Below are 26183 nucleotides of genomic sequence, written 5' to 3' on the forward strand. Positions count from 1 at the left end.
TGCAATTTTTTAATATAAGCTATTTTTTATTGATTTTTTCACTGACTTGCTGCCACACCAAATCTGGCAGCGTACCCAATACCTTTAGCGGTAAAGTGAGCTTTTTGGGAAATTCGATCACGTCGTGACCACTCGCGATACCATCACGAATAGCTTGGCTTGCCTGCGCTGTTGTTTGAATAAAGGGCATGGGAAAATCGTTTTGCTTAGTCATTGGCGTTTCGACAAAACCAGGCACGACCAAACTTATCGACACATCATGCGGTGCAAGGCTAATTTGCAAAGTTTTCATTAGATAATGGATGGCAGCCTTTGAGCTGCCATAAGCTTCGGCACGAGCAAATGGCACATAAGCAGATGCTGAACCAATGCCCACCAAGCGACCTTTTGAGGCGATTAGCTTTGGCAATATCCCTTCGATAGCATGTGACAACGTACCCATATTTACCGACATCACTTTCATAAACGAGGCGCTATTGAAGTTTGGCATGTCCAAATATTCGCACATGCCAGCGCCACAAATCGCCAAATCAACCTCTTCAATTTTTCCAAAAGCGTCGATAACTTTATCCCGATCCATGAGATCTAAGTCAACCGTTTCTGCGCCTAATGACTCAAGCTCAGCCAATGCGCTATCGTCTCGACCAACGGCATAGACATGATGACCTTCTAGTAGATAGTCTTTTGCCAATTGATTGCCAATACCAGACGTCGCGCCAGTAATAAGTATATGTAATTTCTTAGTAGAGTCAGTCATCGTAAACGTCCTTTTATTTGTGCTGATAGTACAAAACTTACCATGCATGCAGGTGTCAAATACTTGCGTATCATCTTTAGTCAGCTGATGGCATTAACCCTTTTTTATTAAGGTATCATCCATTTTATTTATTAAATCTAAACAATCATAGCGCAAGGCTATCGATTTATTGTTGTGGTTTCGCAATCAATGCGTCTCTAAATTGACTGAACCTGTCTACTCTCGCGCACTGGAAAAATTGCTCTTAGGTCTGTCGTTTTATGTTACTAGCCTTATAAGACAGCGTAATTACGGCATGCTACAATACTAAAAATCAAAAATATATTTGAATTAAAGGGCTGATTAGTCAACGTATTTATCATGAAAATATTCAACCTGTTAAAAGCGCTTATGTTTATTAACGGTTATTTATTTTCAAAAACTTCCGTTGCGGCAGTTTTTGAAACTACCTAATATCGTGTCCTAATGACATCTCAAACGTTATTCAATTAATGATAGCGCTTCACCAATCCCACTCCACTATAAAAAGGATCTCTCATGAGCGAATTGCAACTCTCTGACCGCGTCAACAACATCAAGCCATCGCCTACGCTAGCGATTACCAATAAAGCCAAAGAGCTAAAAGCAGCTGGTAAAGACATCATCGGGCTGGGTGCAGGTGAACCTGATTTTGATACGCCAGAGCACATCAAAAAAGCAGCAATCGATGCCATTAATGACGGTTTTACCAAATACACCGCTGTCGATGGTACGCCAGAGCTCAAAAAAGCCATCATTGAGAAGTTCAAACGTGATAACAACATCAGCTATGAGCCCAATGAAATCCTAGTATCGGTCGGTGGTAAACAATCATTTTTTAACCTTGCCCAAGCCTTTATCAATCCAGGTGATGAAGTCATCATTCCAGCACCTTACTGGGTCAGCTATCCTGACATGGTCATCATCGCAGAAGGCGTGCCAGTCATCGTCAAATGCCCCGCTGAGCAAGATTTCAAAATCACCGCTGAGCAGTTAGAAGACGCCATCACTGACAAAACTAAAATGCTGGTATTGAACAGCCCCTCTAACCCAACCGGTATGATTTACACATTGGATGAGCTAACAGCCATCGCTGAAGTGCTGAAAAAGTACCCACAAGTTTATGTTGTTTCAGATGACATGTATGAGCACATCCGCTGGACGGGCGATAAGTTCTACAATATTCTGAATGCCGCACCTGAGCTAAAAGATCGGGCAATTATTTTAAATGGCGTGTCAAAAGCATATGCGATGACTGGCTGGCGTATTGGTTACGCTGGTGGCCCTGCCAAGCTGATTGGGGCGATGAAAAAAGTACAATCACAGTCAACCTCATGCCCAACATCGATCAGCCAAGTTGCTGCCGAAGCCGCTATCAGTGGCGATCAAAGCGTGCTCACGCCGATGGTAGAAGCCTTTGAAAAGCGTTGTGATCTAGTCGTTGATGGTTTGAACGCGATTAAAGGTATCACCTGCCTGCGTCCTGATGGCGCTTTCTACGTCTATCCTGATATCAAACCACTCATCAAAGCCGCTGGTCTGTCATCATGTACTGAATTTTCAGCATGGTTGTTAGAGAAGGTTGGCGTAGCAGTGGTGCCTGGTGATGCCTTTGGTCTTGGTGGCTATATGCGCATCTCTTACGCGACTGATGAAGCAACGCTAAAAGACGCCTTATCACGTATCGAAAAAGCGGTGGCTGATCTAGACGTTGCTGAATAAAGACTAAACAGCCACTGTCTTAAAATTACTATGCTTAGACATGTGCTTAAACATGTGCTTATAAACGAAGACGCCACCTATCCTCTATGTGGCGTCTTTCTTATTTATCTCACAATTGCGAGTTTTTTTGGCAAAAAACCTCGAAAAATGCCTTATCTCCTTATTAAAACAATTATCTTTGATAATTATGCAAAAAAGGCTTGACGTATTTTTTATTTTTGCTAGAATACGCCCCACTTAGCAAGAACTCGTTAGAGACTTCTAAGGCTCGTTGTAAGGTTTTAAACACTTGCAGCTTATTCTCCAATAGCTCAGTTGGTAGAGCAACGGACTGTTAATCCGTGTGTCCCTGGTTCGAGCCCAGGTTGGAGAGCCACATTTTAGTTGTAAATTTCTTGAATTATCTTTAATTCAATTATGGCATTTGCCAAAACCCTCATCTCTTTGATGAGGGTTTTTTTATGGCTATTGTTTTTATTGGCATGAAGAAACTTATATAAAACTCAGTAGAAAAATAAGTGACCAACGATATAACAATTATTACCTTGCTGTCCTAACAGTTTTTATTTCAGCACAACGTATGCAGCTGAAATAAAAACTGTTAAAGAAGTTAGCATTTAAAGTAAGGAAAATAATTAGGGTAGAAAAATTGAGATATGGGCTTGCTCTTTGTTTTCTTGAATCACATTGTCGTATGCTGACAGCTGCTCATTCGAGAAACTATTAGTAAACTGCCACATGGTAGCAAATATCGCGGTCAACAACACTGCCATGACCATGAGTATGACCCATAATGGCGTTTCGCTCGTGAGCGTGTGCTTGATTTGGTCAGGGATCGCCCAAAAAGGCGAAAACTCATTTTTATTACCCCGTAGATGCTCAATTTCATCCCCTAAGCGTGAGATAAGATAACGAATTTTCTCTGGCGCTTCTAAACGATACTTCCCTTGAAAGCCAAGCAGCATCGCATAGTGATAGACCTCCAGAGCAGGTAGACGCCTCTCTCCTTGCTCGCGTAGCCCATCTAAACGCTCAAAGAACTCATTACCAGCAATTTGTGAGCCAAATAAATCCAACTGCAAAGGATTTAGCTCCCAAGCATCTTTGAGAGTTTGAAATTCTGGCTCTTGCGAGGTCATGATGGTCTCATCAATCAACGCACAATACGCATACTTAGCTTCATGGATATCTTCTGACAGAAATCCTTTTTTGCGCGCATTCATCTCGAATTTATCTAAAAAATCATATATTTTTTGACGAAATTGACGCGGCTCTGTACTGAAATAATGATTGCGCAATAAAAACACCAAGTAAAAGCCGTCATACATGATGTCTACCAGCGACTGACTACTGATACGCTTATCCAGACCAGTTGCTGAAACCTTTGAAGCCACCTCGCCTGAATCTAACAACGAAGGTGCAGAACCCATTGAATTATTCCCTGACATGATTATTCCTAATGCTTATTATTTCAAATACTATTGAGGGCGTGTCCTAAAAATGAGAGCGCGCCCTAGTGCATACTCATCTTGCAACCTCAGCACCTCTAGAGACAAAAAGAATTACTGTACGATAGCCATCAGCTCTATTTTTAAATCATCAAAGCCATTTGGCACATAAATACAGATAGATTCAGATTTGAGCATTTCGTCATATAGCTCGCCTACCGGTTCGATGGTGAAGTAGCTAAAGCCTGGTCTCACTGGTATCGCACTGGGTACTTGGCTGACGTGTGAAATAGAAGAGCCTGGCAGCGCTGATAAGACACGTTTCTCTACTGAGTCAGGCGTCGCAATTTTAAATCGGCGTGGTACGATGTCGATGAGCTCGTGCATCGGCAATGATGAGCTAACAGACAGATATAGCTGTGAGCCACGCGTGATCTTGTCACTACTTAGCTCGCCTGTATAATAAGATGGCTTATTCTGACGTAATGGAATCGAGATAAAGTTACTGGCAATGACGGTATTGAGTAGCTCACGAATAATCAAAATGATACTAACAAATGAGTCATTGGCATTATCGTGATGATAAGAAGGTAAGTCGCCCACCTTATATAATGAGCTAAAAGTAGCCAATTGGCTGGCGACATTTAATAATGCTTCATAAAGGCGTTCTGGATGTAGTTTGGCATTATTATATAAATGACTGAGCTGAGAGTATGCGGTATTTAGCGTATGCAATAGCCAAAAAGAGGCAATATCTGAGGAACGAAACTCCAGTAAGTCATTGTTAGACTGACGATGATGGTCATACAGTGACGTAGACTTGGTATTAATCATCGTCATCAAACGATATACGTGACCAATAAGCGCAGGGTTACTCGTAATATGCACACTTGGGACGATATAATCATCATCGACTTGATAGACGCCTTGAGTGGTACGCACGAGCTTGGCTACCAATAAGGACACGGTATCTTGGCTAGGCGCTTGCGCAGAATGGCTTAATTGCAAACTTGGCGACAGTTTAATCACGTCAATGACTGCTTCAGCCGCTTGGCTATATAGATCTTGTGCCTCAATAGCGCCCCTTGCATAGCGTGCTGGGTTGTCACTACGATCCGTCTGTATATTGCTGCCGCCACTATGGACAATCTCTAAACTCAAAAATACGAAAACTTCATCGCCATTGTCTTGGGTATCTAAGGTAATGGCTTTCGGTAAAGTGTCAGTACGAGGCGCATGATATATCGTGCCACCTGGCAATACCGCATAGATACTTTGAAAGCTTAGTAAATTGCTTTCCAAAAGTTGCTTATCAATCTGAACATCAGATACTCCATAAGCATAAGGATGCACCAGCATCATACTCAAAGCGCGTTGCGAGTCATGATAAGTGTCTTGAATCTGAAAATGTTGGGGTCGCAAAAACAACCCTTCTCCCCATAATACCCTGTGTTTACTCAAGACAATCTCCTAAGAACAGCTGACTAGTGGCTGCTGATAATATTTAAGTTTGGTAGTAAATGTAGGTGCCAGTGCTGGGTCAACACCCTCAGTAATGCTGACATCGCATCCACCAATATTGATCGCCAGTGGCGTATCAAAATTGAGACTGGCAAGTGGGATAAGAAACTGTGAGCGCTTTTTGGTATATCTCAGCCCCACTTTAATAGCGATAAAGCGCGCGTCTTGTGGAATGTTCACGGTCAGACTGCTCTCACGATTTGGGATAATACTGATTTCTTTGGCAGCCAGCGCTTCAATATCCGTAAACTGGCTCTCTTCTTCCAAAAATGCGATATAGGCAGTACTTGCTGTGCCTACTTTGGTACGCCCTGCATTGGCATTAGTGGTGGGTTTGATATTTAGGGTAATCTGCTGACGCTTCAATTTTTCTTGTAATGCTTGCTGCTCAGCATTCATGGTCGCTAGCTGCTGTTGCTGCAGCTCTAGCTGTGCTTTTAAACTTTGTAAATCAGCACTATTTTTGCCATTATCAACGATATGGCTCATGGCATCTATAGTAGGAGGCTCGCCTGCCAATGCCGATACCTTGTCATTTGACTTGCTCAACTTATCAGTGCTGCATCCGGCGATCGTACCACTTAGCAAGCAAGTAGCAGCGATTAATGATACTGGCAATGTCATACATTTATTCATACTTTCAGTTTACCTTAGCTTGTTATTATCATTATTGACTGGTCAAAATCTCAGCCATTTCTGGGCGACCGAGCACGCCTTTTTTGCGCAGCTCAACATGCCCAAGATCCATCATACGCCAATCACCACCCCACACAAGTCCGGCAGATTTGGCTACTTTACCATATAATTTATAGCCTCGCATTGCCCAAGGATCCTTTTCGCTTATGACAATTTTACCATTTCTGATAAAGGCGCTATCGCCCGCCAAACCAAACTGATGATAGCTCTTGTATGATCCCGCCTTCGTTACATGAGTCCCTTTTTTCAATAGTCTTGCTTGCCTTGCAGGGCTACGATAGCCTTCTAACAGCACCATGTCATAGCCATATTGGTCACTCATTACTTTATACACAGTCAACAGCCGTTGAACAAAATCTGAGTTCATTTTTTGCCAATTACGGTCAGCATTTTTGATATTGATATGACCGTTGTTTAGATGTGTAGCCAACATGTCACCTGAATAGCCAGTGCTATGATCTTGCGTGTTTAAGTCAGACAAATCAGGCTCAGGGAGCATGAGCGGTCTATCAATCTGAGGTATATTTGTCTGATTATTTGGCCAATACCCTTCCTCTGTCTTGTCAGCTTGATAGCTTGCAATCTCAGCTTCTAGTTCAGCAAACAGCTCCTCTGGCGGAGGCGACGGCGGACGCAGACGCTCTCCTATGAGTAGTTGGCTGATTTGCAGATTTGTCGTGCTAGCCACGGTATCGTTAGCATGATAAACCTCCAGAGAATGATTAGTAATCAGGGCATAACACAATCCAACCGTTGCCATGACAATCAAAAAAGACAATGCCGATATCACTGGAATACGAGAAACATCTATATCCGAAATAAAACGAATAAACTGCTTGATACGATAATCAAATGCTTTCTTTGGTGTCTTTATTGATGGACGCTTGAATTTTAGGCTAGACAATCGATGAAAAAATACCATTACCTTATCTAATAGTCGCCCACATAGCTGCCGATCAAAAAGCATGACCATCATGAGGATAGAGAGCAATGTAAAGGCCGATACAGTCAAGTAAATCATAGGCAAGAGTCAGCGACAGTTGAGACGATAAAAACAAAATAATAATAAACAGGCGTTGATAATTATGATTTCGTCAGTATTATATAGACAAATCATCTCCTTTTAAAATAAAGCTAACTTAATTACACTAATTTTTATTTATTTCTATCCATTAGCTTATCTACAGACAACTTAAAAATACCATTTCATTATAAAAATTTACTTAATAATGCTTAAAAGGCTTGCTGGTTATCGATTTTATAGTTTAACAATATTTTCAAAGCGACTCCTATCATTACAACCGAATCATAAAAAAGACAAATAAAGTTAACTAGTATAGTAAAAATAAGCTTGTAGCTATCATGAAATTTGGATCGCAAAGCTTGTCTACATGGTAATAATCATAATAACAACCCAACAAATAGGGAGTTTAAATAAGTGGGCGTAAAAAAAACACTGTCATACGGCCGATCTGTTTTAGTCATGCTTTTGGTGTTGTATCTCATTTTGGTCTGGATGTACTTTAAAGACAATGCGCGACAGCTGACCTCATCTGGTTTATTACTATGGTTTGTTACCATCCCTTTATTGTTTCTTGGCTCTATCATGGCGCTCTCATGGTGGCAAAAAAAACTGGATAAACAAACAACCGATTCACCAAAGATACTTGATGGAACAACAGATAAAACAGACGCTATTAAGCCGCCCAATACTTATCAGTTATTCATCTATAGCCGTGTCTGTCTACCAGAAGGAGACTGTTGGTCTGAGGTGGTGGACAATGATGCAGACCTAACCGTACTGAGCGAGGATTTGACAGATATTGATGGTATGCCAATGTTGGTCAAACCGATTGCAAGACTCTTTGATGCCGCCGCCCTACCATATCCTAGTCTGTCTGATGCCTACTCAGCAGATTCAGAGTTTGACGACAGCTATTCAGACCATTATTTAGATTCGAACAGTGATTTAGACAGCAGTTTAGACAGCCATCTCGATGATGAGAGATTTACTGAACGTAAAGCTGCGTTAAATGATACTACCTTGCGTTTACAGGCATTAATTTATGAGCAGCTAGTCTTGAGCGAGGAGATGCTGTCTAGCCTTGCCGAACACTTTTACCAACATCACCAACAAGATACGACTCAGTCCAACGAAGCCATTCATATTCATCCCGAATGGCAGCAACATTATTTGGTGAGTGCCAACGAAGTAAGTAGTGAAAATAACAGCCGTAAAGAGAACAGTGATGACAAAATGACAGCAGCCTCTGCTGGTCATTTAGCCAATCTTCCTATCTATCTATGCTTACCTGCCAGCGCCGATTCAGCATTTTTAATCGCGACCATAAAAGAACAGTTAGCAACTTACGGTATTCCTGATACACGGCTTGCTATTACGATAATCATAACTGACAGCACTGATGTCGCAAACACCGTAGCAAATAATGGCGCTAACAATACTGCAATTGCCACACCTACAGAATTCATCAATAGACATCTACTGCCTTTATCTAAATCAACTGCGCCTGATCTTTGCTTAATTATCATTGCAGATTCACAGATAAGTGAAGAATGGCTAGACACTCATTTGTATGCTGAGCAAATGACCAATGTCGTTCCAACTGAGGCGGGTGCGCTGTTGCTATTCTCGAATCAAGCGGCTCAAGAGCTACTCAATATTGACGCCAGTACCAGTATTTTATTAACGGAGATAGGTACAGCTCATCGCACTGAGCTTTTGAGTGATAAACGTCGCTATTTGAATCATTTAACGACTATCAAAAGTCTATTAATAGACAATATGCTTTCACTGTCACCGACCGATACGACCACGCTAAAAACCCCTGATAAACAGACAGTAAAGTCCGCAAAACAATCGTCTGACATCAGCAGCAAAGAAAAATACAAGACTAATGTTGCTATAACAGACATGGCCATTACCGCCATGTCTGACATTAATCCATTAAAGCAGTCCTATGACTTATCAACGTATATGAGCTTTCTTGAAGCATTTATAGCACAAGGCGCTCTAGTAAACGAGCATCATTTAGGGCATTATATGCCATTGAATAATTGGTTGAAGCCATTCATCAGCCTATCACTATTCATTGACTTAGCCAAAGAAGACCAACAAGAGTCAGACATATCGTTTTTAATTACTCAACATAAGCACTGTAATATGCTTTGGTTGCTAGACTCTTCTCCAACATCTGAGTCGTAGTTTTAATGGTGCTTTGTCGTGGTAAATACTCGTTTTATTATCTTAAGTTCACACTAGGTAGCACGCATGTTTTCAAGGTTTTTTCATCTTATCTATAACCCAAGAGTATTATTGGCGCTGGGGCTCATAGTCGCCCTAGTCTTACTTTATGATTATGTGACTATTAAAACCTTTGTCATAATCATTGGCGTCCTAATCACATGTACGGTGCTGGGGGCGCTTGGCTATTACCTGTGGAAAAAACGTAAGCTTGCCTCAGATGAGCTGGCAAACTTAGTGGAGGATAATGGCAACGAGAGCCAAGGTGACGATAGCCCTCATGTGGCCAAAGATGAAAACGCTCAAGAAGTGCAAGCGCTACGTCAGCAAATGCAAGATGCCATTAAAACCATTCGCAAATCAAAGATAGGCGATCAAACAGGCAAAGCGGCGTTATATGAGCTGCCGTGGTATATGGTCATTGGTAATCCCGCGGCAGGCAAAAGCTCTGCAGTGCTACACTCTGGCTTAAAATTTCCCTTTATGGAACAAGGTAACAAGCTATCCGTTAAAGGCGTCGGCGGTACACGTAACTGCGATTGGTTTTTTTCGACTGAAGGTATTTTGCTCGACACCGCAGGACGTTACTCCGTTTATGAAGAAGATCGCTCAGAATGGTTGTCATTTTTAAGCCTACTCAAAAAGAATCGACCTAAAGCACCGATCAATGGCATCATCATCGCGGTCAGTATCGCCGAACCCACCAAAAATGACCCAAACTATGCCTTGGATTTGGCCAAGAATCTGCGCAGCCGTGTGCAAGACTTAACTGAACAGTTAGAAGTTTATGCGCCTGTCTATGTGGTCTTTACTAAAATGGATTTGATTTCAGGCTTCCGTGACTTCTTTAATGACTATGAGCAAGAAGAGCGCAGCCAAGTATGGGGCGCGACCATTCCCTACCCTGAAGACCCAGAAAACATCAATATTACTGACGTATTCGAAGAACATTTTGGCGTATTGGTCAATGGTTTAAAAGATTTGAGCACCACTAAGCTATCCTTACGTCATCAGCGCACGGTATCTCCCAGTCTAATGACTTTCCCAATGGAATTTCAGTCATTACGTCCCATGATACGGACGCTGATGCATGCTTTGTTTGAGGACAACCCTTTCCAATTTAAGCCCGTATTGCGTGGCTTTTACTTTACCAGCGCCTTGCAGGACGGGCAAGTTAGCAGCCAAATGACGTTGCAAATGGTACAAAATTACGATTTGCACCCACCTGCGATACCGCTCAATGCGCAGCAAGAAGCCGCAGACAAGCCCTATTTTTTACAAGATCTATTTTCTAAAGTCATTTTAAAAGACAAGCATTTGGTCAAGCAGCATAAAAACCGACACAAGCGTAGTCATCGTGCGCTTGCGACGCTAGCTGCTGTCGTGACTTTGTGTGCGGCTGTCGGTCTGTGGACATGGTCTTATGCCAATAATAAACAGCTCACTGAGCGTGTCGTGGCTGACTTACAGCAAGTCGCAGCGCTACAAAAAAATTCTAACGGTGATTTACAATCTCAGCTTGAGTCGCTCAATATTCTACAAAGTCGAATCGAGCAGCTTGAAGGCTATGAAGACGACAAGCCGCTGTCTTTGAGTTTTGGCCTCTATCAAGGCGATAAGCTTAAGCAAAAATTGCTAGCAGAATATTATAACGGCATCAGCATCATCGTCTTAGCGCCAACCAAACAAAATATCGAAACGTTTTTGACCGAAGTAAATACCAATGCCGATCAATTAGAAGTCCGTACAGAAGACTCAAGCACTGATGACACCTCTGATGCTGCCGTTAATGATGCTTATATCCAGTCAGACCCCACAGACGTTGAAGATGCTTATAACGCGCTCAAAGCTTATCTCATGCTTGGCAATCATGACAATTTAGAGGCCAGTCATTTGAGTGATCAGATGACCCGTTTTTGGCGCAACTGGCTCGAAGCCAATCGCGCTGACATGCCGCGTGACAAGATGATTCGCCAAGCTGAGCGTATCTTGAGTTTTACCTTGGCTCATGTCGACGACCCCGCCTTTCCATTGATCCAAAATGACTTAGGGCTGATAGACAAAACCCGTAGCAATTTATCCAAGGTTAGCAAAGGCCAACCTGCTCGTGAGCGTGTTTACTCTGAGATTAAAATGCGCGCATCTGCCCGCTTCCCATCGGTCACGGTTGCGCAGATTACGCAAAACAATGCTAATGAAGCACTGCTTGGTAGCTATGTCATTTCAGGCACTTTTACTAAAGAGGCATGGGAGGCTTTCGTCAGTGATGAGATTGATAAAGCTGCCACCACAAGAGTGGTCGCCGATGATTGGGTGTTGGCCACCAGCAGCCAAGATGACCTTACCTTGACGGGTAGCCCTGAACAGATACGACAATATCTGGTCAATCGCTATAAGCAAGAATATATCAGTGAATGGAAACGTTTTTTATCGCAAGTGTATGTTCGGGATAGCACAGGTTTCGATGATCATGCGGTCTTATTAAATCAGCTGTCCAATGCCACAGAGTCACCGTTAAAAACTCTGTTTGAGACAGTAGATCGCCAAACTCAATGGGACAATAAAGCAGCCAATCAAGCAGCTGGCAATGGTGGCGAATCTCGTCGCTCATTTGTCAATTGGTTTAAGCAAATCATCCTGCGTCAAAGCCCTGCTGAGCTGCGGCAAGCAGAAGCAGCGATGAATAATGGTGGTAGCTCTAGTAACGCCGCGCCTGTAGCACAAGCAAGCTCAGGTGTGATTGCGCAAGAATTCTCCTCTATACATGCGCTAGTAACGCCAAGAGAAGAAAATCAGGATCTGTCATTATTAGACAGCTATTTAGTCAGCTTAGGCGATATCCGAACCCGTTTTAACAATATCGCTCGGAGTGACGACATCGGCCCTGATGCTTTGTTGTTTGCCTCACAAACTCTCAGCCCCGAAGGCTCAGAGTTAACCAAATCTCTACAGATATTAGATGAGCAGATCCTGAGTCAAGCCAACTCTGAAATAAAACAACTGGTTCGTCCGTTGTTGAGTGAGCCACTGACTCGTTCATTTAACATGCTGCTGACGCCCACTAAAGCAGAGATTAATAAAGTTTGGAAAGCGCAGGTCTATAAGCCTTTCCTCGATAACCTAGGCAATAAGTACCCCTTTACGGCCAATGCAAACTTAGAAGCGACGCCTGCAGAGATCGGTCAATTCTTCGGCGAAGATGGCTATGTGGCGCGATTCGTCAACGAAACGTTATCGCCCTTTATCATTCGCCGCGGCGATCAAATCTCCAGTAAAATCTGGAATGGTGCAGGTCTGGGTCTCAACCCGCAGTTTGTCGCTGATTTTGGCCGTTACTTTACCAATTATATGGGCAGCAATAGCACAGGCGCTGCTGGTGCGAATAATACTGGTGGCGCTGCCAATCAAACCACTTTTCAAATTATGCCATTACCCGTCAGCGGTTTGACTGAATATACCATTGTAGTCGATGGTCAACAGTTGCGTTATCGCATGGGTACTCAAGCGTGGACAACGTTTGTATGGCCAAATCCAAGTAGCCAACCTGGTGCCAGTATTCGAGCCAAGGACTATGATGGCAGAGACTTTACTGTCTTTGAAGAAGCAGGCAGCTTTGGGGTAGAAAGGCTCATTAACAGTGCACGCCGTACTGAACTTGGCAATGATATCTTTGAGATGGCATGGTCTGGTGACGGTATCACTATCTCTGTACGCTTTAGAATCATCAGCGGCAGCGGCAGTAGTACCACTACCGGTCAAGGTCGCTCTACCAATCCCTTTACTGGCATGAAACTACCAGAGGAGATTATTGCCCTTGGTGTCACACGTACAGCAAGGCCAATTTCTGATGATAATGCTGTTGATGGCGATACTCCTAATGCGGGTTCTGGCACCAATCAGCCAGTACCGACTGGTGAGCAAAATACAAGCAATGTCACGCCGCCTGCCCGCGTATCTACTGTAGTCCCTAATACCGATAGTGAAAATAGTCCACCAGTACAGCCGCCTACTGATACCATGACGGCTACTGATGATCGTTCAGCCGTGACTGAACAGCAGGAGCAAACGCCATGACTCCAGACTCCTTGCCTTTAGTATATTTTGGAAAATTGCCTGCTCGCGGGGACTTTGTACGGGCGCGCGCTCATATCTCTGAGACCAATGCCATTGATGAATGGGTCAGCGAAGCGCTAGCCATGTCGGAAAGTGTATTTAGCGGAATTCCGATAAACAATGTCAGCAATCATAACTTTGCCTTTTTAAATTTCAGTCATATCGACACTAGAGCTAACGAGATTATCACCGGTGTTTTGATCCCTAGTCACGATAGTAGCTATAGAAATTACCCATTGATAGGTTTTGGCGTGCTTCATCTCGATAAACCGAAAAACTGGATGAACTATCTGCCCGTCAAGTCATCAGCGCTTTGGAATGACACTTATGAAGTTTTGAGTATGGCAAAATCCAAAACTGACAATAGCGATCTTATGGAGCACCTCAATCATAGCCAACTCAGCATCGATAACAATGCCAGTACTTACTACTATGATTTTATCAATACCACTACGTTGCATGATATCGCGATCTTAATGAACATTGATAAAACGCAGCTGATACAGCAAATCATTGCCACTGGCCTGTTATTTTTACCGACCTTTACTAAGGGTTTTTATGGCTTGAATAAAGCCATCTGCTGGTCACTTACCTCTGATAGAGAAAACTCGATACACATGGCCACTTTTTGGCACGATCTCATCAATGGTTTTTATCAGCCACACCAGCTCTACTTGAATACCTACTTATATCGTGTCGCTAATTGCTATCGCTTGCTCATGAGTTTTACTAAACCCGATGGACGTATACTCAAGCAAATATCAGAAAGTGAACAAACTTATCCTGAAGATTGGGTGGTCATCGCTCATAGCGACTGGACTCAAGGCTATATCGATGAAGACATTGGATTGACCCGTTTCAATAAAGTATTGTTACAAGACAATTTATATCTGTATGATACTAGGCAATTGTTTAAAAAAACTTTTTTAGCACAATAGATAGTGGCTCACGATAATTGCTGATTCGTAACAGCTAATAGTAGCCGCCATGCATCATACCCCTGCAATTAGTCACTGCTCAACAATAGACAGATTAAAAAGGTACTTGAATGAAAGTCCTCTCTAGAATAACAAAATCCAAGCGAACAAATCACACGAAAAACCTGCTATTAGCCGCCGCTATCACCCTTCCTATGAGCGCCGTTGTATTTGCAGAACATAACGACGCTCATGTGACAAATAACTCACAAAATGTGCCAGTGGTCATCAAAGGTGTGGTCGCTACCAGTTCAGACAAACAGCAATTGCTTGACAAGCTAAAAGCACAGTATCCTGATAAACCTGTCAGAGATGAAATCGAAGTACGTTTGAACATCAGTATACCGACCAACTGGCAACAGATAGCCACGACTATCATTGATAGCGACATCTCTAACATTCGTCAAGGGCGTATTGACATTCATGGTACGACCATTAGCTTACATGGCAAGGTAAGCAGCCTTGAACAAAAGCAAGCCATTCAAAACCGTATTCACTCGCGCCTAACTGATCTCTATCAATTAGAAAATCAGCTGGTCGTGGTAGAAGGTGAACAACGCCTCATAGACGAGACTTTAGGCAACCGTATCGTCGAGTTCGAGTCTGGTAGCACCAATCTAACGCCGATGGGCCTTGGTATCTTAGACGATATGGCAGGGGTGTTACAGCGGGTCGGTGATAAGCCTGTTCTTATCACCGGTCATACCGACAATGTCGGCAATTCTACTGCCAATCTTGCCCTATCAAATAAGCGTGCAGAAGCCGTCAAACAATACTTGATCGGTCGAAATATCAATGCGACTCGTCTCAGTACTACTGGCAAAGGGGACTCAGATCCTATCGCTAGTAACGACAACGAAGAAGGTCGCACTCGCAATCGCCGTATCGAATTTACCCTTAATGAATAACATCGCTATGTAGAACGTATGACGATAACGGCAACTAAGCAATGACGGTTAAGTGCTGATAGCTGGTTTGATAATGCTGAAAAACATACTGTCATTGCTACTAGAGATATCGATGCTACAAAAAACACCAATGCTAAAAGAGAGCCACTGCTAAAAAAATAGGGACATAACTATGCTACGCTTGACCAATACCGTGCTGCCTATGCACCCTGATCGGATCTATGCCAGTGAAGGCAGCACTCAAGCGCCCTATCCGAGCGCTCGCCAAGACATTAAGGCTCATCGTGCGTGGCAATATAAGCTCATGCATAGCGCTGATGAAGCCGATATCATTGCTCAACTAAACCCCAATGGTAATTGCCAATACCAGCAGCATGGTATCGACACTTATGTGTTACATGTTTATATCCATGAGCGGCATCACCCTCCCTTTACGCCATTAACCAATCTCATCGGTAGCCCTCTGACCTTGAGCTTTGATATTCCAAGTGGCCTAAGCTTTCGTCATCTGTATATAACGGCTGTGCATCAGCTAGATCATGATGGCAGCTACGGCTATTATCGCCTGCTCGCCCAGCCCATCACTTATCGTCTGCATCAGCATATACGCGGTCACATTGATACTCATTTGACCGTACAAGCGATAGTAGCAGAGCGCACGGCTACGCTGGATATAGAAATCATCGATGACAGCAACAATGGTGAAGATGCTAACTGGTCACCAGCACGCATGACCCAGTGGCAAATAAGCGACTGGACACATATTTGCGAGCGGCTCGCGCGTCAAGGGCTGACCGCCTATCTGCGCCATGAGCAAACGGACGAGCACAGTCCACCAAAGCTCGTTATTACATCGCATAGTCCAAGTAATAGCGATGGAATCAGCCTAAATATTGGCGCGCTGCGTTACCAGCAAGTGTTACATGACCGTGTCCATGCACCAGTATTGGCATTGAGTGAGCAGGTCATCACCCAGCCAAATTCAGTAACGATGCAGCGCTTTAATAGCAGCAGTGTTGCACACCCAACGCAGTCCGCTGACGTTACGATGAGCCGTAACCCTAATAACATAAGCCATTCAAATAACCACACTCTCACATTAGACACGCCAGCTGCTTTTGCGCCAGTAACCAATACTGAAACCATAGACGAAGCAACCATCGTGGCAAACAGTCATCAAAGTCAATATAGCGCCTATCATGCCCTAGCCCATGCTACCGATTTGAGTGTTGCCGATACTTTTATGCTTGTCGATCACAGTGCGCTCAATCAACACTACCGTGCTACTCATATCATTCATTTGGCACGCAATAGTCTGGCGCATGTCACAGGGCTGACCCAAAGCTCACGCCACCAACAGCGTCATGCGTCGACATTAGCATCTGGCATTCATTTAACTCAACTGCGCCTCATTACCGCTGATACCCCATGGATCGGTCCTTTATATAGCAGACGCGCTCTACCGCCGATGACGGGTATCACCGAAATGCAAAATGAGATGGATAGCCGTAACCATATGACGCCCACGCGCAGCTATTTACTGGATAGCCCTGCCCAGCCTATCAGTCGCCTTGAGGCTCAGGCTGGCGCGAACTACGGCACACACTTCACCCATAGAGCGGATGACCAAACCCTCATGCAATCTATCGGCGATAGCGAGCATCTAATTAACACTGGCAGTTTATTGTCATCGACTCGCCCTAGCCTATTTGCCACGGACAATGAACAAGCGATTGAAAGCGGTTATCGCAACACAGGCAACGGTTTATCAGAATGGATTACTGATCACCGTACAGAACAAGCGTACTCGCAGCTAAAAGTAGACAGTGCCGGGATATCTGCCAGTCTAAAGATGGGGGTCATCAATCCATCAGACACAGCCAAACGTCAAGGCATCGATGCGGCTACTAACGCTCAAATCAATATAAAATCAGGCGAAGCTCTCGTCCTTTCCACTCAACCGCAAACTCATACGCAATCTAGACAGCATAACTACCAGCAGCACACCCCGACCCTGACCCAAACTGCATTAGGTGGTCAGCACTTAGCCGAACGTTTAACACAATTGGCAACAGGGCTTGGACGTCATGTCAATGACCACAAAGCGATTAAGACGCAGCTTGAGACTATCGCAGAGGAACAGCAAACCAAAACCCATCAAACAATGCCATTCGCGTTAATCGATAGCGCAGCAGACAGTGCTTATGTCAGTGACGATACGCTGATTCACAGAAGTATGGGTGAGATGATTAGTACTACGCAGCAAGATATGATGATCAGTAGTGGGGAGAGTCATAACCAAGTCAGTAGCGAGTCTCTAAATATCATAGCCGATGGTCAATTTAGCATGACCAATGCCAAAGAGAATATCACCCTCTCCGCCCATACGGGTAAGCTTGAAGCCACGGCTAAGCAAGATGTCAATATAGCCTCCTCGACCAAAGAGGTTGAGATAGTAGCGACGAATAAAATTACACTTACCGCTGGTGGTGCAAGTATCACTTTGGATGGCGCAAATATTACGATAGCCGCAAAGCAGTTTACGGAGAAGGCTGGTAAGCATAGTAAGGCTGGGGGTGGAAGGGATGGGATGGGTTTGGCGGGGTTGCCGAGTTTGATAGCTGGTGCGATGTTTAAAGCGCAATTTAAGTTCGCTGACGATGATGATATCGCCTACACCAATACACCATATATTGCTATTAATGAGAATACAAAAGAAACATTCGAGGGTGTAACTGATGCTGAGGGAAATACTGAGACTTTTTATAGTTCTGACTCCAATAAGATTAAAGTACATCTAAGAAATGAAGACCCTTGGGGATCTATTAAGCTTTATAAAACTAAATTTAAGTTTACTGATGATGATGGTAACCCCTATAGTCATGTTCATTATCGTGCAATATCTGAGGTAAAAGAGTTAATTTATTTTGGAATCACTAATGCTGAGGGTGAAACTGAAAACCTTGTATCATCACTTGAAGAAAACTTTAATGTTCACCTCTATCTATCAACGAATGGAGATTATTAGTTATGCAAAAACCGCCTCAATATTCTACAGATAAAACTACTTTAGATGGTAAAACTAAACAGGTGAAGATTACAAAGGGGAACAAAAATTTAAAATCTTGTCCTGTATTTGAGAATTTAGTGCTCAGTGCAAAGGGATCTGAATATTTAGATGATATTAACTCTCGTCTTAAACTTGGTAGCTGGCTAACAAGATTTTTAGGTATAGGAGGAGTAGCTACTGTCTTTATAGGCGGAACAACTTTAAATGCAGAAGTTGCAGTAAAATCAACAGACTGGATAATGCTTGCAGAAGGTATGAGAGACGTGAGTAAGATAACTCGACGAAAAGTTGAAGACATAGCAGGTATGGCTGTCATTGACCTTCAAAGTGATGGAGCAAGTAACGATGAAATTAAATTCTTTAGATCTATTTACGATGGATGTATACCATGAAAAAAACTATATTCTTTTCATTAATATTAATCATATTTTCAGTACCGGCTTGTGCTAAAACAGAGACACAATTAGAAGATAAACTTACTCTAGAATCAGCAATAGAACAGTACGAGAACACTATAGATCTATGCACTGCTGAAGAAAAAAACAGAACTTTACCTGATGAAAGTACTTTAAAGAAGATAAGTAAAATTGACATAAAAAAAGTTAAAGATTACATATTATATCGTTCAGATATCAACTATAAGATATGTATGCTTAAAAATGGTGCAGCTCCACTTGAATATTTTGTAGCTTTATCAACAGATAAGGCAAAAAGCTCCGCAGTACGAAAGAGAGCACGTTTAATTTCTGAAGAAATAGTCAGCAGTCATATAATAGACAAAGTAAATAATATTTCAAATTTAACATCAGAAGAAATGTTACAACTAAAGTCAATCGGTTATTTAAACACAAGCTTTGATGCGGTTAAAACATATGATGCTTTAAAATCTTATAACAGCCAAAAAATCGATTGACTTAATGATAGAAATTAGAATAGCAATAAGTAAGAAGCAGTGCACTTTGATGTTTGATCTGAATGAGTAGATAGATATGTTGAAGCGATTAAGGTTCATTACTTCTTTTTTTATCATATTGATAGCTACTTCTTGCCAAGCTAAAACAAAGGTTAATATGCCTGATAAATCTTTAGAAATTTCATTAAACATGACTGCTAAAGATTTATACGGTGCTAACCCTGAGTATAAAGCTTTCCAAGAAGCAGACGCTCAGCCTATGGGGGTTACTTTTCAAGGTTATGATTTTCCAAGATATAAAGAACCTACTGTCATTATTAAATATCCTAATGGTGAGTTAAGTATTGACGGTGTTATGTCAGTCTTGGCTTACGACGATAACAAACAAGCAAATTACAAACTCTCGAAAGTCAATCTTGGCTTTTTATTCAACCATAAAGTAAGCGGTATATCAGACGAAGATGCCTATCAGAAAATGATGTCTTTCTTTAAAGAACTACAAGATAAAGGTTGGACTTATGCTAAAAGTTTAAGTGAACCTCGTTTAAGCCCTAAAGACAGCTTTACATTTGCCACAAAAGAAGGTGGAAGTGACTTTAATCTTGATTACACCTACCCTTTGAACTTTGAGCAATGGATGCAGCTCAGTGATTTGCAAATATGGCAACTGCGACATGGTACAGATGTATTTATGAATATTAGAATAAATAGGCAAAGTGACCCTGAAACAGGCAACCGTCATTACCTGATTAGCTTAGATATTTTCGATGAGTTAGAGTTAATAAGATAAATCATTCCTAATAGCTATGATGAATCTTTGACCAAAGAATATAGTAAGCTTTATGGCGGATTACCTGAAGCTAGACTTTTTTTCGAGACTAAAGCCATTAAAATGGGATTGAAGATTCAGCAAAATCAACCTGATTATACGCTACCACTCGTACTTAAAGAGACAGGTATCGACACCAGTAAATTTATCTCTATTGACCCTTATAAAATTACTTATGAAGAGTTTATGCAGCGTTCTGAGGCGGGTGAAGATATGACGCCTTATTATGAGAACCAGCCTACCACTAAACCTGAAATTACTAGTCAAGCCAAAGGGCGTTGCCCAGCAAATCAGCCTTGCCCTAAGTCAGGCTACTGGTTCACTCAAGCAAAAGCGAACAGTCGTGCCTACTTTAAGCAAGGTGACATCATGCCTGATTACCCTAACAACCAATGGGGCGAAGTTATTTGGCAGTTTGAAGGTGAACAAGGGTAAGGCTATAAAATCCCATTATTCAAGCAACTAAGGCATGTTTGGTATTATGTTTAAACAAATTTTCATTACTCTGATTTGCTTTAGCTTTCTTTTTTTAGCTACTGCCTGCCAAGCAGAAAAAGAGGTTATTATGCCTGATAAACCTTTAGAAATTTCATTAAACATGACTGCTAAAGAGTTATACGATGCCAACCCTGAGTATAAAGCTTTCCAAGAAGCAGATGCTCAGCCTATGGGATTTACCTTTCAGGGTTATGACTTTCCAACAAACAACATGGGGAAAGTAATTTTCCATTATTCTGACGGTAGTTTCAATATTGACCAAGTTGTCACTATTTTAGCTATGGATAAGGTAACTAGCGAGCAGAGAGGGTTGAATCAAATTACAGTTGCTTTTTTCTTCGATAAGACAGACAACGGTATATCAGACGCAGATGCTTATCAAAAAATGATGTCTTTCTTTAAAGAACTACAAGATAAAGGTTGGACGTATGCGCATTCAAATAGCGCTCCTAGGTTGACTGCCAAAGACAGTTTTACATTTGCAACGACAGATGAAGGTTCAGAACTATATCTTGATTACAGTTACCCACTTACTTTTAAAGAGTGGATGCAACTTAATGATCTACAGCTATGGCGATTAATATATGGCACAGAAATCTATATGGACATTAGGATAAATAGACAAACAGATCCATCTACTGGTAATCGTCATTATCTGATTAGTTTAGATATCTATGACGAATTAAAAAAAATTCAAACCAATTTAGACTCTGAGGATAGAATCAGATGGCAGGATGCCTATCCAAAAATCCATCCAGAAATAGCCTCTTGGAGATTAGAGAATGAGACTTCTGCCATCAATATGGGATTAAAAATTCAACAAGATCAACCTGACTACACCTTACCTATCGTTTTAGAGAAAACAGGTATCGATACCAGTAAGTTTGTATCCATTGACCCCTACAAAATAACTTACGATGAATTTATTGAGCGTCAAGAGGCAGGTGAAGATATGACGCCTTATTATGAAAATAAAACCAAGCCTAATAAACCCGAACTCACCAGCCAAGTGAAAGGCCGTTGTCTAGCCGGATAACCCTGCCCTAAATCAGGCTACTGGTTCACTTTAGCCAAAGCAGACAGCCAAGCTTACTTTAAGCAAGACGACATCATGCCAGACTATCCTAATAATCAATGGGGCGAAGTGATTTGGCAGTTTGACGGTCAAAAAGGTTAGTTTGTTATTATTTTACTTAAGCCACCTTCGGGTGGTTTTTTATATTTATGACTCTCAACTCAAGCTCGAGCTCCAATAACAAACAGGACAACTACCAGTATCATCCTGCTACTTTGATGCAACTAGGGCTTGATAGAGAATTAAACGACCACAGGGCAATTAATAAGGCATTATTAAACAGTAATAATAAATAGCAAGCCAACACCTACCAACAAATATCATTGACACTGATTAATATGTACAAGTAAACATCTAAAGGATAGAAAAATGAGTCACTTTATTATAGACGAAGGATTTGATTACTTTTTAGAAAAATTTGAACAACCCGACTGGCAAAAACCTGTTGATCAAGCTACCTTAAGTTACTATCAGGATAAATTACCTAATAGACTTCTATTCTATTGGGAGCGTTTAGGGTTTTGTCGCTTTAAAAAAGGCTTATTTTGGATAGTCAATCCAGCTGACTACGAAGAAGATCTGACTACATGGCTCGGCGATGAGGTTATGAGGCAAGATAACTATTATGTGATCGCTCGAAGTGGCTTTGGCGAATTATACGTTTGGGGTGAAAAATCAGGATTCACATTTGAAATCACTCCTACTCTAGGTTGGATATACCAAAAGAAAGGTAATGCAAAAGAAATAGCGTATGGAAAATCTAATCAAGAATTAGCTATGTTTTTTGGGTTTAAACAGATTGAATATACAGATATGGAAGACAATAACGGTAAACTACTATTTGACCGTTGCGTGAAAAAGTTTGGAGCACTTGAATACGATGAAATGTTTGGCTTTGTCCCTGCCCTTGCGATTAGTGACAATGCTTCTATCAAAAATATAGATAAGATGAATATCTTTGTACATCTCAATCTTTTACCCGACTTGATTGAAATCCAATACATAGACTTTAAGAAGTTGGGACAAATGGCATTTGGCGTTGAAGATACTTCAACTTTGCCTGATTTAGATAATTTGAAATGATTCATAATGACATAAGCCACCTTCGGGTGGTTTAAACACAGTTATATTATCCTAGCAAGTCTTACTCATATTAATGGCGTACCTAAGAGGCTCAACCTTTTAAGGCTTATGGTAGACAAAGGTGGCGACGCGAATATTGATACAGGCAATGGCAGAATTTTAGAGAAGATTAAGAAATATAGAGCAGAAGAAGCAGTACCTTAAGAAATATAAGACACTGCTTTTTATCTAAAATACTTCCATTCTTAAGCGCTCATCATTTAACTATTGTGCTTGGCTATCCAGTTTTGCATTTGCTCAATTTCAGGCTGCTGCGCGTTAATTACTTGTTGTGCCAATTGACGCATTTCTTCATTTTTGCCATACTTTAGCTGTATCTTTGCCATATCTACTGCGCCAATATGATGCGGCAACATACTACGAGCAAATGCCATATCTGGGTTAGGGTCAGCGATACCTGTCATCATTTCACTATGCATCGTATCCATACCTTTAGCATAAGCTGTCTGCATGGCTTCAGTATCAGACGTTGGCTCAGCAGCATCAGGATGGTTGGCAAGCCAGTTCTGCATTTGCTCAATTTCAGCTTTCTGAGCGTCAATAATCTCTTGTGCCAACTGACGCATTTCTGCATCCTTACCATACTTTAGCTGAATCTCTGCCATATCAACAGCACCTATATGATGACCGAGCATTCCTTGCGCAAAGGCAGCATCGGGATCGTTGTATGCCATGCCTGCCATCATCTCATCATGCATCTTAGTCATAGAGTCGTTATACTCTCCATGCATGCCCGTCATCGCATCACCTGACATATCATGACCTACATGAGCATCCATCGCGCTAGTGTCGGTTGTAGCATTATTAACGGGAGCCGCTTCGTCTTTGACAGTAGCCTCTGTTACATCATTCGTCGGCTGACAAGCGCCAAGCATCATCACGGCACTGACACTAACTGCAAGCATGGCAAGACGTGAATTTCTTATCATTTTCATAGTAGATCCTTCATTACGATCGTTTGGTAGTTATGGTTCATATAAAAACTGGCAAATCAGCTAAGATCCACCAGTTGGAAAAATCATTTAATTTATGTACTAAGAGCAGTGTGTTTTAAGGCTATTTATTCTAATGCTTCGATCAGTGCCTTCATCTCTTTAATTTCACGTTGTTGTGCTTCGATGATGTCGTCAGCAAGTTGCTGTACTCTAGGGTCTTCTATATCGGCTCTTGAGCTGGTTAAGATCGCAATTGAATGATGCGGTATCATAGCCTGCATCCAATCCACTTGATCGACGGTTGCTTGAGATCTGACGCCCCAGATACCCACGGCAAACATCAGCACACTAAGACCATAAATCATTAAGTTGACCTTAGTTTTCTTGTACATATTGCTCATAAAGGCGAGCATAATCACTGCCATGCCTGCGCCCATATATAGCGCCATATATGCTCTGGTCTCACTAAAATAAATATGATCCCACTCATAAGTATTGAAGTACATCATGATATACATCACCACGGTAGACGTCAGCATCATGAGGGTGAACTTTACATAAGGGTTCATCTGTTTTTGCTCTGCATGATTCATCAGTCAGTCTCCATCAATGCTGCTATCAGTACTACAATGAGTAGCTGAAATTTAAAAAACTATCTAAAGTATTAACTTATAGCTGCTGCTCTGCGGACTCAATCTCAGCGTATACTTGGTTTGTGCCATCTTTGTTGATTTGCATAATTTGGTATGGCATAAACTTATCTTGATATTCCATACCAGGACTACCGACGGGCATACCCGGTACCGCCAAACCAATGGCTTGCTTTGGTGGATTTTGCAAAAACTCAGCCACATACTTGGCAGGAACATGACCTTCGATGACATAACCATCACTGGTAACGGCGGTATGGCAAGAACGCATCTCAGCAGGCACACCGTAACGCTCTTTAAATAATGACAAGTCTGCAACATCATGGGCAGTTGTCGTTAACCCATTATCTTCTGCGTGCCCTATCCATTCTTTACAACAGCCACAATTGGCATCTTTATAGACAGTGGCTGACACGTTCTTGAGCAGGTCTGGGTTGTTGGATGGTGTCACTGTTTGCTTACTCTGTATAGCGTTTGCCTCACCACTGCTGGCGTTAGCGGCATTGGCAGTAGAGGTGCTAGCATTAGAAGCATTGCTGTCAGATTGCCCACATGCTGATAATATGGCAGCGGTTAATAAGACCGCTGACCCTCGAACAAACTTAACGGTAAAAGGCTTCATAGAGGCTTCTCATAGTGTTGAATATTTCATAGTGTTGAATATTTCATAGTGTTGAATATTTCATAGTGTTGAATATTAAAATTAGGATGTACTGATGCCAAACTAGCATAGCCACTCTGACAGTCAGATGACGCCAAGATGACAATTTTGTCATCTTCTAGACTGAGCATAGGTTTATTACCAGTATTCCTCTATGATTGATAACAATAGAGACATTTTATATTGATCTTATCCTAAATAATTGGCGCGAGTATGCTATGAAAGTATTGTTAGTCAAAGATGAGTTATCGCTTGGCGACTACATTAAAAAAGGTTTAAGCGAGGCAGGTTTTATCGTTGAGCATAAAACCACAGGTTTAGATGGGTATCATGCATTGATGACTGAGGACTTCACTGTCGTGGTGATGGATGTGATGCTGCCTGATGTCAGTGGTTTTGAGCTGGTCAGTAACTATCGCGCTGCTGGTAACACCACCCCTGTATTATTTTTGACCGCAAAAGATGACCTTAGTGACCGTATAAAAGGCTTTGAGATTGGCGGTGACGATTATCTTACCAAGCCTTTTGCCTTCGCTGAGCTGTTGGTCAGAATCAAAAGCTTACTACGCCGTGCCAATCAAGCAGATTACACCAGCACAGTGCTTCAAATGGCTGATTTAAAACTGGATATCGCCAAACGTAGCGTGCATCGAGATAAGGGTTCTATCAAATTGACGGCCAAAGAATTTGCGCTATTGCAGTTTTTACTTGAGCATCAAGGCGAAGTATTGCCCCGCTCTGTCATCGCTTCACAAGTATGGGATATGAATTTTGATAGCGATACCAATGTGATTGATGTGGCGATAAGACGCTTACGCAGTAAAATCGACGATGGCTTTGAAAATAAGCTCATTCATACCGTACACGGTATGGGCTATAAACTAGAAGCGGACAATAGCGCCGTTACAGTCAATAATGAAACTAGAATTGATATGAGTAATGAGGCTAATAAGGTTTCTAAACTCAACCACATTGAAGTGAAATAGC

At 42.0% G+C, this 26183-nt stretch carries 21 protein-coding genes and 1 tRNA gene; 14 read left to right on the plus strand and 8 right to left on the minus strand.

Translation table 11 applies throughout. From position 1 onward, the window contains the following. Positions 1 to 19: 19 nt before the first annotated feature. Positions 20 to 757: an SDR family NAD(P)-dependent oxidoreductase gene (locus tag JMV76_RS08685; RefSeq protein ID WP_201502375.1), complete on the minus strand. Its 738-nt coding sequence runs from the start codon at positions 755 to 757 to the stop codon at positions 20 to 22. Between the two features lie 537 nt (positions 758 to 1294). On the opposite strand from JMV76_RS08685, the gene JMV76_RS08690 reads away from it, so the two are divergent. Both JMV76_RS08690 and JMV76_RS08695 read left to right on the plus strand, forming a co-directional pair. After that, positions 1295 to 2497 carry a pyridoxal phosphate-dependent aminotransferase gene (locus tag JMV76_RS08690; protein ID WP_201502376.1) on the plus strand — a complete coding sequence of 401 codons (1203 nt, stop codon included), beginning with the start codon at positions 1295 to 1297 and terminating at the stop codon, positions 2495 to 2497. Between the two features lie 300 nt (positions 2498 to 2797). Then, a tRNA-Asn gene (locus tag JMV76_RS08695) sits at positions 2798 to 2873 on the plus strand. 259 nt (positions 2874 to 3132) lie between these two features. Here JMV76_RS08695 and icmH read toward each other — a convergent pair. The 4 genes from icmH to JMV76_RS08715 form a co-directional block, all read right to left on the minus strand. Then, positions 3133 to 3945, minus strand: coding sequence for a type IVB secretion system protein IcmH/DotU (gene icmH / locus JMV76_RS08700; RefSeq protein ID WP_201502377.1), 813 nt, complete (start codon positions 3943 to 3945; stop codon positions 3133 to 3135). Between the two features lie 114 nt (positions 3946 to 4059). Continuing rightward, on the minus strand, positions 4060 to 5406 hold the full coding sequence (gene tssK, locus JMV76_RS08705) for a type VI secretion system baseplate subunit TssK (protein ID WP_201502378.1): 1347 nt from the start codon (positions 5404 to 5406) through the stop codon (positions 4060 to 4062). Between the two features lie 9 nt (positions 5407 to 5415). Continuing rightward, positions 5416 to 6102 carry a hypothetical protein gene (locus tag JMV76_RS08710; protein WP_045451250.1) on the minus strand — a complete coding sequence of 229 codons (687 nt, stop codon included), beginning with the start codon at positions 6100 to 6102 and terminating at the stop codon, positions 5416 to 5418. 31 nt (positions 6103 to 6133) lie between these two features. Beyond that, the gene (locus JMV76_RS08715) at positions 6134 to 7183 is read right to left on the minus strand and encodes a M15 family metallopeptidase (RefSeq protein WP_227690236.1); all 1050 of its coding nucleotides are present in this window, start codon (positions 7181 to 7183) and stop codon (positions 6134 to 6136) included. Positions 7184 to 7600: 417 nt separating this feature from the next. On the opposite strand from JMV76_RS08715, the gene JMV76_RS08720 reads away from it, so the two are divergent. From JMV76_RS08720 to JMV76_RS08770, 11 genes are all read left to right on the plus strand, one after another. Further along, positions 7601 to 9385, plus strand: a complete 1785-nt coding sequence (locus JMV76_RS08720) for a hypothetical protein (RefSeq protein WP_201502379.1) — start codon at positions 7601 to 7603, stop codon at positions 9383 to 9385. 66 nt (positions 9386 to 9451) lie between these two features. Continuing rightward, the gene (gene tssM, locus JMV76_RS08725) at positions 9452 to 13498 is read left to right on the plus strand and encodes a type VI secretion system membrane subunit TssM (RefSeq protein ID WP_201502380.1); all 4047 of its coding nucleotides are present in this window, start codon (positions 9452 to 9454) and stop codon (positions 13496 to 13498) included. Further along, the gene (tagF, locus tag JMV76_RS08730; RefSeq protein ID WP_201502381.1) at positions 13495 to 14475 is read left to right on the plus strand and encodes a type VI secretion system-associated protein TagF; all 981 of its coding nucleotides are present in this window, start codon (positions 13495 to 13497) and stop codon (positions 14473 to 14475) included. Before tssM ends, tagF begins: the two co-directional genes overlap by 4 nt. Positions 14476 to 14585: 110 nt before the next feature. Next, positions 14586 to 15422 (plus strand): OmpA family protein, encoded by an 837-nt coding sequence (locus tag JMV76_RS08735; RefSeq protein WP_201502382.1) that lies wholly within the window; start codon positions 14586 to 14588, stop codon positions 15420 to 15422. A gap of 172 nt (positions 15423 to 15594) precedes the next feature. Next, positions 15595 to 18450 (plus strand): DUF2345 domain-containing protein, encoded by a 2856-nt coding sequence (locus tag JMV76_RS08740; RefSeq protein WP_201502383.1) that lies wholly within the window; start codon positions 15595 to 15597, stop codon positions 18448 to 18450. 2 nt (positions 18451 to 18452) lie between these two features. Beyond that, positions 18453 to 18884 carry a hypothetical protein gene (locus tag JMV76_RS08745; protein WP_045451239.1) on the plus strand — a complete coding sequence of 144 codons (432 nt, stop codon included), beginning with the start codon at positions 18453 to 18455 and terminating at the stop codon, positions 18882 to 18884. Next, entirely contained in the window at positions 18881 to 19405 is a 525-nt protein-coding gene (locus JMV76_RS08750) for a hypothetical protein (protein WP_198330575.1), read from the plus strand. The genes JMV76_RS08745 and JMV76_RS08750 overlap by 4 nt, the downstream gene beginning before the upstream one ends. Positions 19406 to 19562: 157 nt before the next feature. After that, positions 19563 to 20195 (plus strand): hypothetical protein, encoded by a 633-nt coding sequence (locus JMV76_RS08755; RefSeq protein ID WP_045451234.1) that lies wholly within the window; start codon positions 19563 to 19565, stop codon positions 20193 to 20195. Between the two features lie 27 nt (positions 20196 to 20222). After that, complete coding sequence (locus JMV76_RS08760; RefSeq protein WP_201502384.1) at positions 20223 to 20669, plus strand: hypothetical protein; 447 nt, start codon at positions 20223 to 20225, stop codon at positions 20667 to 20669. A 46-nt stretch (positions 20670 to 20715) separates the two neighbouring features. After that, entirely contained in the window at positions 20716 to 21768 is a 1053-nt protein-coding gene (locus JMV76_RS08765) for a hypothetical protein (RefSeq protein WP_201502385.1), read from the plus strand. A gap of 408 nt (positions 21769 to 22176) precedes the next feature. Continuing rightward, positions 22177 to 22890: a GAD-like domain-containing protein gene (locus JMV76_RS08770; RefSeq protein ID WP_201502386.1), complete on the plus strand. Its 714-nt coding sequence runs from the start codon at positions 22177 to 22179 to the stop codon at positions 22888 to 22890. Positions 22891 to 23150: 260 nt separating this feature from the next. On the opposite strand, the gene copM is transcribed toward JMV76_RS08770, so the two are convergent. From copM to JMV76_RS08785, 3 genes are all read right to left on the minus strand, one after another. Then, positions 23151 to 23885, minus strand: coding sequence for a CopM family metallochaperone (gene copM, locus JMV76_RS08775; protein ID WP_227690238.1), 735 nt, complete (start codon positions 23883 to 23885; stop codon positions 23151 to 23153). Positions 23886 to 24010: 125 nt separating this feature from the next. Further along, entirely contained in the window at positions 24011 to 24478 is a 468-nt protein-coding gene (locus JMV76_RS08780; protein ID WP_087815467.1) for a DUF305 domain-containing protein, read from the minus strand. Between the two features lie 76 nt (positions 24479 to 24554). Continuing rightward, a complete protein-coding gene (locus tag JMV76_RS08785; RefSeq protein ID WP_201502387.1) occupies positions 24555 to 25157 on the minus strand; it encodes a DUF411 domain-containing protein in 603 nt (200 codons plus the stop codon). 257 nt (positions 25158 to 25414) lie between these two features. On the opposite strand from JMV76_RS08785, the gene JMV76_RS08790 reads away from it, so the two are divergent. Next, entirely contained in the window at positions 25415 to 26182 is a 768-nt protein-coding gene (locus tag JMV76_RS08790) for a heavy metal response regulator transcription factor (RefSeq protein ID WP_201502388.1), read from the plus strand. Position 26183: the final 1 nt, after the last annotated feature.

Source organism: Psychrobacter cibarius, assembly GCF_904845955.1.
GTDB lineage: Bacteria > Pseudomonadota > Gammaproteobacteria > Pseudomonadales > Moraxellaceae > Psychrobacter > Psychrobacter cibarius_B.

Bases quoted from the DNA above. Each gene is read 5' to 3' on its own strand.
- JMV76_RS08685 (WP_201502375.1), bottom strand. From the start codon at position 757: ATGACTGACTCTACTAAGAAATTACATATACTTATTACTGGCGCGACG.
- JMV76_RS08690 (WP_201502376.1), top strand. From the start codon at position 1,295: ATGAGCGAATTGCAACTCTCTGACCGCGTCAACAACATCAAGCCATCG.
- icmH (WP_201502377.1), bottom strand. From the start codon at position 3,945: ATGTCAGGGAATAATTCAATGGGTTCTGCACCTTCGTTGTTAGATTCA.
- JMV76_RS08710 (WP_045451250.1), bottom strand. From the start codon at position 6,102: ATGAATAAATGTATGACATTGCCAGTATCATTAATCGCTGCTACTTGC.
- JMV76_RS08715 (WP_227690236.1), bottom strand. From the start codon at position 7,183: ATGATTTACTTGACTGTATCGGCCTTTACATTGCTCTCTATCCTCATG.
- tssM (WP_201502380.1), top strand. From the start codon at position 9,452: ATGTTTTCAAGGTTTTTTCATCTTATCTATAACCCAAGAGTATTATTG.
- tagF (WP_201502381.1), top strand. From the start codon at position 13,495: ATGACTCCAGACTCCTTGCCTTTAGTATATTTTGGAAAATTGCCTGCT.
- JMV76_RS08735 (WP_201502382.1), top strand. From the start codon at position 14,586: ATGAAAGTCCTCTCTAGAATAACAAAATCCAAGCGAACAAATCACACG.
- JMV76_RS08740 (WP_201502383.1), top strand. From the start codon at position 15,595: ATGCTACGCTTGACCAATACCGTGCTGCCTATGCACCCTGATCGGATC.
- JMV76_RS08745 (WP_045451239.1), top strand. From the start codon at position 18,453: ATGCAAAAACCGCCTCAATATTCTACAGATAAAACTACTTTAGATGGT.
- JMV76_RS08750 (WP_198330575.1), top strand. From the start codon at position 18,881: ATGAAAAAAACTATATTCTTTTCATTAATATTAATCATATTTTCAGTA.
- JMV76_RS08755 (WP_045451234.1), top strand. From the start codon at position 19,563: ATGCCTGATAAATCTTTAGAAATTTCATTAAACATGACTGCTAAAGAT.
- JMV76_RS08765 (WP_201502385.1), top strand. From the start codon at position 20,716: ATGTTTAAACAAATTTTCATTACTCTGATTTGCTTTAGCTTTCTTTTT.
- JMV76_RS08770 (WP_201502386.1), top strand. From the start codon at position 22,177: ATGAGTCACTTTATTATAGACGAAGGATTTGATTACTTTTTAGAAAAA.
- copM (WP_227690238.1), bottom strand. From the start codon at position 23,885: ATGAAAATGATAAGAAATTCACGTCTTGCCATGCTTGCAGTTAGTGTC.
- JMV76_RS08780 (WP_087815467.1), bottom strand. From the start codon at position 24,478: ATGAATCATGCAGAGCAAAAACAGATGAACCCTTATGTAAAGTTCACC.
- JMV76_RS08785 (WP_201502387.1), bottom strand. From the start codon at position 25,157: ATGAAGCCTTTTACCGTTAAGTTTGTTCGAGGGTCAGCGGTCTTATTA.
- JMV76_RS08790 (WP_201502388.1), top strand. From the start codon at position 25,415: ATGAAAGTATTGTTAGTCAAAGATGAGTTATCGCTTGGCGACTACATT.